The sequence below is a fragment of the Pedococcus sp. P5_B7 genome (genome assembly GCF_054049895.1).
On sequence record NZ_JBFULM010000002.1, the window covers coordinates 485754 to 496616 of the forward strand.

The 10863-nt window shown below is 70.8% G+C and carries 10 protein-coding genes; all 10 read right to left on the bottom strand.

The annotated features are described in order from the left end of the window. Position 1 precedes the first annotated feature (1 nt). Positions 2-2692, bottom strand: a complete 2691-nt coding sequence (locus tag ACXJKD_RS05160; protein WP_457253359.1) for a WD40/YVTN/BNR-like repeat-containing protein — start codon at positions 2690-2692, stop codon at positions 2-4. Positions 2693-2896: 204 nt separating this feature from the next. Then, positions 2897-3160 (bottom strand): hypothetical protein, encoded by a 264-nt coding sequence (locus tag ACXJKD_RS05165; protein WP_457253360.1) that lies wholly within the window; start codon positions 3158-3160, stop codon positions 2897-2899. Positions 3161-3220: 60 nt separating this feature from the next. Next, positions 3221-6793, bottom strand: coding sequence for a chromosome segregation protein SMC (gene smc, locus ACXJKD_RS05170; RefSeq protein ID WP_457253361.1), 3573 nt, complete (start codon positions 6791-6793; stop codon positions 3221-3223). Between the two features lie 259 nt (positions 6794-7052). After that, complete coding sequence (locus tag ACXJKD_RS05175; protein WP_457253362.1) at positions 7053-7379, bottom strand: chorismate mutase; 327 nt, start codon at positions 7377-7379, stop codon at positions 7053-7055. Beyond that, positions 7376-7567, bottom strand: a complete 192-nt coding sequence (locus ACXJKD_RS05180; protein ID WP_457253363.1) for a hypothetical protein — start codon at positions 7565-7567, stop codon at positions 7376-7378. The genes ACXJKD_RS05175 and ACXJKD_RS05180 overlap by 4 nt, the downstream gene beginning before the upstream one ends. Positions 7568-7841: 274 nt before the next feature. Further along, on the bottom strand, positions 7842-8138 hold the full coding sequence (locus ACXJKD_RS05185; RefSeq protein ID WP_457253364.1) for an acylphosphatase: 297 nt from the start codon (positions 8136-8138) through the stop codon (positions 7842-7844). Between the two features lie 47 nt (positions 8139-8185). Further along, on the bottom strand, positions 8186-9055 hold the full coding sequence (gene mutM / locus ACXJKD_RS05190; protein ID WP_457253365.1) for a bifunctional DNA-formamidopyrimidine glycosylase/DNA-(apurinic or apyrimidinic site) lyase: 870 nt from the start codon (positions 9053-9055) through the stop codon (positions 8186-8188). A 75-nt stretch (positions 9056-9130) separates the two neighbouring features. After that, positions 9131-9898, bottom strand: coding sequence for a ribonuclease III (gene rnc / locus ACXJKD_RS05195; RefSeq protein WP_457254158.1), 768 nt, complete (start codon positions 9896-9898; stop codon positions 9131-9133). Positions 9899-9951: 53 nt separating this feature from the next. Beyond that, on the bottom strand, positions 9952-10146 hold the full coding sequence (gene rpmF / locus ACXJKD_RS05200) for a 50S ribosomal protein L32 (protein ID WP_056922518.1): 195 nt from the start codon (positions 10144-10146) through the stop codon (positions 9952-9954). 1 nt (position 10147) lies between these two features. Beyond that, positions 10148-10735: a YceD family protein gene (locus ACXJKD_RS05205; RefSeq protein WP_457253366.1), complete on the bottom strand. Its 588-nt coding sequence runs from the start codon at positions 10733-10735 to the stop codon at positions 10148-10150. Positions 10736-10863 lie beyond the last annotated feature (128 nt).

Consider the following 10863-nt stretch of genomic DNA (forward strand, 5'->3'; position numbering starts at 1 on the left):
GCTACCGCGGAGCCGGGATGCTCCAGATACCCCGGCCGTGGGTGGCGGCGTAGAGGTTGCCGTCCGGCGCGGACTCAAGGTCCATGACCACCGTCAGCGGGAGGCCGGTGCCGAGCACCTGCCACGTCGTCGCGCCCTTGGCCCGGTAGAAGGTGGTCAGGTCGGTGCCGAGGACCACTCCCCCGTTGCCCAGCTGCTTGACGGAGCTCGCCGGCACGTCCGGCAGGTTGCCGCTCGTGTCGGTCCAGCTGGCTCCGCCATCCGTGGTCTCGTAGAGGTGGCCGACCCCGGCGCCCGGACCCTCGGTGAACCGGCGCGAGAAGCCGTTGATGGCGGCATACGCGTGCTGGGTGTTGGTCGGGTCGACGGTCAGGCCCTGCACGAACCGGTTCGGGAAGGTCGAGGACAGCGTCAGCTGGTGCCACGTCCCGCCCGCGTTGGTCGCGATGCCACGAGCGAAACCGTTGTTGTTGCACGGCCCGCACCACGACACGTATGCGGTGCCACCCTGCATCGAGACCGCCGTGGCCTGGTGGCCGGCGCCGAGGTCGAAGACCTTCTTCACGGCCGAGGCGTCGCGAGCGGCCCACACCTTCGGGACGGTGTAGACGAACTGGCCGCCGAAGATGGCGGTGTCCGGGTCGGCGCCATCGAGCCCGACCGGCGCGATGAACCGGGGGTTGGGGTCACCGGGGTCGAGCGACCAGCTGGTCGCCGCGGCCTCGCTCAGGGCGCCGGGGTTCGTGGCGCAGTTGTTCGTGACCTTGACCGCCAGGTAGACGTACTCCTGCAGCTGGTTGCAGCCCTGGCGCGGGTCGGCGGCACTGTCACCACCATCACCGCCGAAGCCAGAACCCATCTCGGTGTCGCCGTTGGTGCCGTTCGTGGCGACCTTGCGCAGGTTGGACGTTCCGTTGTCCTGCAGGCCACCGGAGACGACCACCCCGCTGCCGGCAGTCTCCTTGCCGACGGAGACCGAGTAGTACTGCAGCGCGTCGAGGGTGCCGTCGGTCGAGGTGGACTCGAGGTCGGTGGCGTTCCCGTTGGCGTTGACCGTGCCGTTCACCGGGCGGCGGTAGACGCCGCCGTCGTTGCCGAAGAACACGACGGGGGTGTCGTTGCGGCTGCCGACGGCCACGGAGTGCTGGTCGGGGTGGCCGGCCATCGGGCAGGTGTTCTTGGAGTCGGCGATGTTCCAGCAGGGGAAGTAGAAGTTCCAGTACGGCGACACCGCCGACCAGTGGCTCCCGGCGTCCTTCGTCTCGAAGACCTCTTCCAGGCCGGCCCACACGTGGTTGCTGTTGGCCGGGTCGACGGTGAGGAACTGGTTGTACCAGGCCTGGACGCCGACGCCGTAACCCTTGCGGTCCAAGGCCGATCCGCTGTTGTGCAGCTGCGCGGCGTCGGCGATCTTGTTCCACGGGCCCTTGGGCGAGCCGGTCTTCGACTCGAAGATCCCCGCCAGCGACGACGAGCCGCTGATCTTGCTGGGCTGCTGAACCAGGGCGTACAGCCGGTCACCGGTCTTGCTGAACGCGAAGGTCGTGTACCCCACGTCGGAGGTGTTGGTGATGCTGCCGAGGGTCACCGAGAGCTTGTGCCAGCTCGACGGGCCGGCGGTGAAGTCGTTGGTCTCGTAGAACCCGTTGTAGGTGTCACCCGACCGCCAGCCGATGGCTGCCACGACGTGCTTGGGGTTCTTCGGGTCGACCGCGATGTCGTTGACGATGTTCTTGTATGCCGCGTCGGTGGGTCCCGAGGAGGTGTTGCCTCCCCAGTTGGACCCGGCCGGCACGAGGACGTTGCCCGCGTCGTCCTTGATCTCGGGCATCCACGTGGGGTTGGGCGCGAAGCCGAAGGTCCAGGCCCCGGCCTTGCTGCCTGCCGCGTGGTACCAGATGCCGCGGTTGGTCGCGGCGAAGACGGTCGCCCCGCCGCCGAACCTGATCCGGCCGATGGTGGTGGACTCGAGCTCCTTGCCACCGACCCGGTCGGTCGGGGCGAACGCGCTCGACGTGGGGCTGCCGAGCCGGTAGACGCCGGCCCCCACGAACGAGGTGGCACCGGTGTTGGACTCGCCGGTCGCGAACCACAGCGAGCCGTCACCGGCGAGCTGGAGGTCACCGCCGCTCAGGGAGGGCAGGGTGTCGGCGATCGACGTCCACGCGCCGCCGCCCTGGGAGGAGCGCCAGACACCGCCGTCGGCGCCCGCGGCATACACGTGGTTGGCACTGTCGGCCGCCAGTCCGGTGACCCGTCCGGTCACGTGGCCGGCGCCACCGGAGGAGTTGGAGTAGTAGTCGCGGTAGCGCGGGTCATCGGCGTTGTAGGGGACGCCGGTGACCTCCTTCCAGGTGCCGGCCGAGTGGGTCAGGCCCTGGATCTGGGTGAAGGCGTTGCCATACGCGCCGGGCGCGACGATGCCGGGAGCGGTGCGCGCCTGCGCGAACTGCTCGGCGATCGTCACCGCCTCCTTGGACTCGTTCTGGGCCTCGGTCGGGTTGCCCCCGGCGATCATCAAGGCCTTCTCCATGACGGCAGCGTTGTAGTGCCGGTCACGCCATTGGTACTTCAGCCAGGCCTCGTTCAGCTCGTGCCGACCCAGGAAGCCGGCGGAACCGCCGACGACCAGGGCCAGGCCGCAGCCGGCCGCGATGATGCGACGCGTGCGGGACGTGAGTGGTGTTGCCATCCGCGGTACTCCCTCTGAAAAGGGCCCCGGGTCAGGGCCGTCGCCCAGCATCCTCGCCAGCGGGGTCACTGACCCATGACAAATGTCATGGGTGGGATCGGACGTACCACGCCTGACCTGCGCAGACACCGACGACGAGAGCCGCCCCCATGGACTGGGAAGCGGCTCCGAGGACTACCCGACGCGCAGCGTCAGGGCTTCGCGTCAGCTGGCGCGGTGGCGACCGCTCATGTCGTCGGCGGAGTCTCCGGGGGTGATGGTGTCAGCGACCTTGTCCTTCGCCGTGACGATCGCCTCACCGGTCGTCTCGAGGGTCGACGCGGTCTTCTCCTTGACGACGGCGATGATCTCCTCGCCCTGCGGCGTGAGCAGCTCGCGACCCTCACGGCGCGCCGGGATCGCGACCACGGCGACGACCGCAACGGCCAGTGCGACGCAGATGAGCATGCCGATGATGAGGGGGACCATGCCTCCAAGGGTGCCCTGCCCGGACGCGTTTGCTCAAATCGACGCGCGACCGCCGGTCTGCTACGCGCTCTGGGCAGCCACGTCCCGAATGCGCTGCGAAACCACAGTGGTCACACCGTCACCACGCATCGACACGCCGTAGAGGGCGTCGGCCACCTCCATGGTGCGCTTCTGGTGGGTGATCACGATCAGCTGGCTGGAGTCGCGCAGCTCCTCGAAGAGGGTGATCAGTCGACCCAGGTTGGCGTCGTCGAGCGCCGCCTCGACCTCGTCCATGATGTAGAAGGGGCTGGGCCGCGCCTTGAAGATCGACACCAGGAGGGCCACCGCCACGAGCGACCGCTCGCCACCGGAGAGCAGCGAGAGGCGCTTGATCTTCTTGCCGGGCGGGCGCGCCTCGACCTCGATCCCCGTGGTGAGCATGTTGGCGGGGTCGGTCAGGGTGAGCTTGCCCTCGCCGCCGGGGAAGAGCCGGCTGAAGACACCCTCGAACTGGGCGGCCGTGTCGTGGAACGCCTCGGTGAAGACGCGCTCGACCCGCTCGTCGACCTCGCGGACGATGTCGAGCAGGTCACGCTTGGACTTCTTGAGGTCCTCGAGCTGCTCGGTGAGGAACTTGTGGCGCTCCTCCAGCGCGGCGAACTCCTCCAGGGCCAGCGGGTTGACGCGACCGAGGGCGCCGAGGGCACGCTCGGCCTTGCGCATCCGCTTCTCCTGGACCTCGCGCACGAAGGGCGCCGGCTCCGGCAGGGTGTCGGGGTCGTCGTCAGGGCCGGCGACGAAGGGGACGAGCTGGTGGGGGCCGAACTCCTCCATCAGGGCATCGGGGTCGATGCCCAGCTCCTCGACGGCCTTGGCCTGCATGGCTTCGATGCGCAACCGCTGCTGGGTGCGCGCGACCTCGTCACGGTGGACGGTGTCGGTGAGCTCGCGCAGGTCGTCCTGCAGCACCGAGACCTCGCGGCGCACCTGGGTCAGGGCCTGGTCGCGCTCCGAGCGCTCCGCCTCGGCGCTGGCGCGCTGGCGGGACGCGGTGTCGAGGGCATCGGCGATCAGCGTGGAGGCGTAGGCCGCTCCCCGGCGCACGGCTTCGGCCACGGTCGCCTCGCGCTTGCGCCGCTCCTGGCGGGCGGCGAGCCGCTGACGCGCGGCGAGCTCGTTGCGGGCCGCACCCTCGAGCGAGTCGGCCCGGCCCTTGAGGGCACGCCCACGCTCCTCCTTGGTGCGCAACGTGAGTCGCAGCTCGGTCTCCGCCGTGCGACCACGGCTCGCCTCGAGCTCCAGCCGGTCTCGCTCGTCGGTGTTCGGGTCCTGCGACTCGGTCGGTTCCGCGCTGGCCTCGTCGAGGCGCTCGGTGAGTCCGGCCAGCTCGACCCGGTCACTCTCGAGGGCAGCGGTGGCATCGGCGATGGTGCGCTCGGTGCGCTCGGCCTCGGCCTTGGCGGACCGCACGGTGGCCCCGAGGTGACCGAGGCGCTCGGCCACGGCTGCCATCTTGGCGTCGGAGTCGTGCAGCCGCTCGAGGGCGGCCTCGACGTCGTCGTTCGCCGCACGGTGGCGCTCCAGCGCGGCGGTCAACGCGAAGCGGGCCTGCTCACCCCGCCGGGTCGCGTCGGCGACGCGGTCGCGGGTCTCGTCGACGGCCGACTGGATCTCGATGAGGCTGGGCGCGTGGCTGCTGCCGCCACGGACGAAGCCGGGGGCGAAGACGTCACCGTCGGTGGTGACCGCGGTGATGCCCTCACCGCGCGAGACCAGGGCGGCTGCGAGGGCGGGGTCTGACACGAGGGCCACGCGGTCGAGCAGCTGCTCCACCGCCGGTCGCACCGTGGCGGGAGCCTCGACGACCTCGCGGGCCCAGACGGCCGAGCCCTCGAGGGCCGGCCACGTGGACGGGTCGCTGGAGCTGGCGGTCTGCCCGACGAGGAAGGAGGCCCGGCCCGCGTCCTCGGCGCGCAGCGTGGTGAGCGCGCGAGCCGCGTGGTCGACGGACTCGACGGCGAGCGCGTCACCGGCCCAGCCGAGCGCCGCGGCGATGGCTGCCTCGTGGCCACCCTTGACCTGGAGCAGGGACGCGACCGAGCCGACGATCCCGTGCTGGGAGTCGGCGGCGGCCAGCAGGGTGGCGGCGCCGTCCTTGCGGGACAGGCTCAGCTCGAGGGCCTCGAGCCGCGCGGTGCCACTGGTGCGGTCGCGCTCGGCGAGGCGCTCGGCCTCACGGTGCTGCTCGACCTCGGCCTCGACCTGCTCGAGGACGGCGGCGGCCTTCTCGTAGGCGGAGTCGAGTCCCTCCTCGCCCTCCTCGTCGACGGCGACCGACGCCTCGAGGGTCCGGAACTCCTGCTCCGCCGCTGCGGCGCGCTGGAGTGACTGCTCGATGACGCCGCGCAGGCGGCCGATCTCGGCCTCCCCGGCCTCGAGCCGGCTCCTGCGGGCACCCACCTGGCCGGCGAGCTTGGCCAACCCCTCGCGCCGGTCAGCGGCCGCGCGGGCGAGGCGCTGGAGTCGCTGCTGCTCCGCGGCATACGCCTGCTCGGCGGCCTCGCGGGCCGCGACGGCGACCTCGAGCTCGGCCTTGGCCTCGCGCACCTCGGCGAGCAGGGCCTCTTCCTGCTTGCGCGCCTCGGCGGCCTGCGCGCGCAGCTCCTCGGGGTCACGGCCCGAGGTCTGCTCGTCGTGGGTGTCCTGGCTGAGGAGGCGCACGCGCTCGGCGGCCAGGGACTCCGTGGAGGTGAGCTTGTCGCGGAGCTGCTGCAGGCTGAACCAGCGCTCCTGCGCCTTCGCCAGCTCCGGCGCGGCGTCCTGGGCCTGCTGCTCGAGGGTGGCGAGCCGGCTGCGCAGCGTGGCCAGGCCCTCCTCGACCTCGGTGCGCTTGGCGACCAAGGCGGTCTCGTCGGCGACCTCCTGCTCGAGGGTCGAGGTCAGCTGGACGAGGTCGTCGGCGAGCAGGCGCAGGCGGGCGTCACGGGCGTCGGCCTGGATGACGGCGGCCTTGCGAGCGGCCTCGGCCTGGCGTCCCAGGGGGCCGAGCTGGCGGCGGATCTCACCGGTGAGGTCGTTGACCCGGGTGAGGTTGGCCTCCATCGACTCGAGCTTGCGGAGCGCCTTCTCCTTGCGCTTGCGGTGCTTGAGGACGCCAGCCGCCTCCTCGATGAAGCCGCGGCGCTCCTCGGGGGTGGCGCGCAGCACGGCGTCGAGCTGGCCCTGGCCGACGATGACGTGCATCTCGCGGCCGATGCCGGAGTCGGACAGCAGCTCCTGGACGTCGAGCAGTCGGCAGGACGTGCCGTTGATGGCGTACTCGGAGCCGCCGTTGCGGAACATCGTCCGCGCGATCGTGACCTCGGTGTAGTCGATCGGCAGGGCACCGTCGGAGTTGTCGATGGTCAGCGCGACCTCGGCGCGACCCAGCGGCGCGCGGCCGGACGTACCGGCGAAGATGACGTCCTCCATCTTGCCGCCGCGCAGGCTCTTGGCGCCCTGCTCACCCATCACCCAGGCGAGCGCGTCGACGACGTTGGACTTGCCCGAGCCGTTCGGGCCGACGATGCAGGTGATGCCCGGCTCGAGACGCATCGTGGTCGCCGAGGCGAAGGACTTGAAGCCCTTCAGGGTGAGGCTCTTGACGTACACGAGCGGGTCGGCTCCTGGTGAGATGCGGGGTGGCCTGACTTGCTGTCTGCCTGGGCGGTCTGTGCGTGGGCCACCCTACCCGCGGTCCGCGCGTGGTCCCGGCACCTTCCGCCGCCCTGCGTTGCCTGTGCCTCGTGTGACACAAGTGGCTCCAGAGGTATGCCGCGCCACTCCCTTTCCCCACTTCTGGCCAGCTGTGCGGCAGCAGACCCCCGGAATGAGCACCACGTGCGACACCAGTGGCCAGAAGTGCGCAGGGTCAGGAGCCGGCGATGGCCTCGTGGTGGTGGATGACCTCGGCGATCACGAAGTTGAGGAACTTCTCGGCGAACGTCGGGTCGAGCCCGGCCTGGTCGGCGAGGTCGCGCAGCCGCGCGATCTGGGCCTCTTCGCGCGTGGGGTCAGCGGGCGGCATACCCTCGCGGGCCTTGAGCTCACCCACCTGCTGGGTGCACTTGAAGCGCTCGGCGAGCAGGTGGATCAGGGCCGCGTCGATGTTGTCGATGCTCGCCCGAAGGCGCAGCAGATCGTCAGGGGTCGAACCAGTTGAACGGGACGAACCGGGCGTCGATGCGGTCGAGCTCACCCGGCAATCGTAGGCACGCCGGCTGCGACGGCGTCGGGGTGTCTCAGATCTTCACGCAGCTTGTCGTTGTCGCGCTGCAGTCTGTCGACGAGGAACTCGAGGTCCCGCACCCGGCGACGCAGTTCGATGGTCTCGAGCATCAGTCGCGGGTCAGACGCCACGCGATAGCCCACCAGGGCCTTGGCCATGTCGACTCCTTCTCCGCAGACGTGGGGGTCGCGTCCTGCGGGTGCCCGTTCCGGCATCTCATCCGGCTTCACGTCCGGGCATCTCTCAGGGTGACATCCGGACCACAGCCGGTCAATGCCGCAGTGGGCAAACTGCCGCAACCACGCTCACTCGCGACCCGGTCACTTCCCGGTCAGGTCACTTCCCGGTCAGGTCACTTCCCGGTCAGGTCACTTCCCGGCGCGATCACTTCTCGACGCGGTCACTGCTCGACGCGGTGACTGCTCGAGGCGGTCACTTCTCCACGAACCCGACCAGCCCGTCCTTGGGAGAACCCCACGTGGTCACGCACTGCTGGACCTCGCCCGGCCGCAGGTGCTGGGAGGGTCGCTCCTCGATCAGCGCGACCAGCTCACGGATCCGCTCCTCGTCGCCCTGCGCGACCACCTCGACGCGGCCGTCCCCGGCGTTGCGGGCATGGCCGACGAGGCCGAGCTCGAGCGCCCGCGCGCGGGTCCACCAGCGGAACCCGACACCCTGCACCCGACCGTGCACCCAGACGACTGCCCTGGCCGGACCGTTGTGATCCATCTGCACCACCCTCTCGGTTCAGTTGTACAACCCCGGGGCCCCTGCTGTCAGCCGCGCCGTGGCCGGGGGCGCGGCTGGCACCGCGGGCACGAGAACGACGAGCGGTTCATGAAGGCCTCGCGCCGGATCAGGGTGCCGCAGCGGTCGCACGGACGACCCTCCTGCCCGTACGCGTGGAGCGACCGGTCGAAGTAGCCCGACGCCCCGTTGACGTTGACGTACAAGGCGTCGAAGCTCGTCCCGCCCTCGCCGAGGGCCGCCAGCATCACGTCGTGGGCATGGTCGAGCACGCGTGACAGGGTCGGCTTGGTGAGCGAGGAGCAGAGCCGCTCGCCGTGCACCTGCGCCCGCCAGAGGGCCTCGTCGGCATAGATGTTGCCGATCCCAGCGACGAGCGTCTGGTCGAGCAGCGCCCGCTTCACCGCGGAGTCGCGGGACTTCATCCGACGGACGACGGCGGCCCGGTCGTAGCCCGCCTCGAACGGGTCGGGCGCGATGTGGGCGATCGTCTCGGGGACCAGGTCGTCGGTCAGCTCGGCCAACGCCATCCCCCCGAACGTCCGCTGGTCGACGAAGCGCAGCTCCGGCCCGCGGTCGGCGAAGGTGAACCGCGCGTGCAGGTGCTTCTCCTCCGGCGCGTCGGCCGCCTCGACGAGCAGCTGCCCGCTCATGCCCAGGTGGGCGATCAGCCCGTGCCGGTGGCCGTCGGGCGCGCGCAGCACCAGCCAGAGGTACTTCCCCCGTCGCCGGGCCTGCTCGACGTGGTTGCCCGCGAGCTGGGCGGTGAGGTCGAGCGGGCCGCGCAGGTGCCGGCGGGCCACGCGCTCGCCGCGGAACTCGGCGTCCGCGATCGTGCGCCCGACCACGTGGTCGTCCAGACCACGACGGACCACCTCGACCTCGGGCAGCTCAGGCATGGGGCAACTCAAGCATGCGGGCCCGACACCCTTGCGGGCCGGCTCCGACTGACGTCGGGTATGCCGGGTGCTCGCCTAGGAGGGCGAGCCCGCCACGGCATCCTCGTCGGCCGAGGCGATGGGGTCGCCGGCACCGGTGAGGTCGCCCGCGCGGGCCGTCAGGGCCCGCCAGGCCAGCTCGGCGGCGCGCTGCTCAGCTTCCTTCTTGGAGCGGCCGCTGCCGGCCCCCAGCACCTCCTCGCCGACGACGGCGCGGGCGTGGAAGGTCTTCTCGTGGTCGGGGCCCTCTTCGTCCACGCGGTACTCGGGCACGCCCTTGGCCGTGGCGGCGGACAGCTCCTGGAGGCTGGTCTTCCAGTCGAGCCCGGCGCCGAGGGTGGCGCTGGCGGCCATCAGCGGGTCGAGCAGGTGGTGCACCAGCCGGGCCGCCGCGGGCATGCCGCACGACAGGTAGACCGTCCCGATGACGGCTTCCATCGTGTCGGCGAGGATCGAGGCCTTGTCGCGGCCCCCGGTGCTCTCCTCACCACGCCCCAGCATCACGTGGTCGCCGAGGCCCAGGGTGCGGGCGACATCGGCGAGGGCACGCATGTTGACCACCGCGGCGCGCAGCTTGGCCAGCTGGCCCTCGGGCAGGTCGGGGTGGGTGGCGTAGAGGGTGTCGGTGACGACCAGCCCCAGCACCGAGTCGCCGAGGAACTCGAGGCGCTCGTTGTTGGGCAGTCCGCCGTTCTCGTACGCGTACGACCGGTGCGTGAGGGCACGCAGAAGCAGCGACTCGTCGATCGTTCCGTCCACCACCTCGGTGAGGTGCTGGACGAAGCCGTCGACGGGCCGCTGCATCGCGCTGTCCCCGATGGGGGACTGAGGGGTACTCACGCGAGGTTCAGACCGGCTCAGCCCTGGTGCTCGGTGCGCTCGGCCGGCGTGTAGTGACGGCCCTTGTAGGTGCCACAGGACGGGCAGGCGATGTGGGGCTGCATGGCAGCCTTGCACTGCGGGCACGTGGTGAGCGTGGTCGCCGTCGCCTTCCAGTTCGCACGACGCGAACGGGTGTTGGAGCGCGACGTCTTCCGCTTGGGGACAGCCACGTCAGTTCCTCTTCTCTTCGGTGTTGCTCTGGGTGGTGTCGGGGGACAGCGCGCTGAGCGCGGCCCACCGGGGGTCAAGCACTTCGTGGTGGTGGTCGGGGTCGTCCGCCAGGTGCGCTCCACACTCGGAGCACAGACCCGGACAGTCTTCCCGGCACACGGGCTGGAACGGCAGTGCAGGCACCACCGTGTCCACGAGCACGGGCTCGAGGTCGAACAGGTCGCCCTCCAGCACGTGCTCCTCGGTCTCGTCGTCGTCCGCGCCCACCTCACGGTGGTGGGCCGCGCGATCGGCGTAGGCGAACAGCTCCTGGAAGTGTCCGACAACCTCGTGGCTGACGGGATCCAGGCACCGCACGCAGGCGCCGGTTGCCGTGGCTCGGGCCGAGCCGGTGACCAGCACGCCCTCGACGACGGACTCGAGCCGGAGTTCCAGCTCGATCGGGGCCCCTTCCGGGACCGCGATGACGCCCGTGCCGAAGTCGGCAGGTGCCTCGACGGTGCGCTGGAGGCGTTCCATGGAACCGGGTCGCCGACCGAGGTCCGTGGTGTCGAAGACCAGCGGCGATCGGGGGTTCAGGTGTTCCATGGCTCCAGCAGACGTCGAGTGACTCGGACTTCACCTCGGGCGAGGACAAGACCGACGCACGAGATTACCGGAGCACGGGCCACTCCCCCAAATGCGCGGGTATGCCGCCCGGCCCGGTCCGTCCCAGC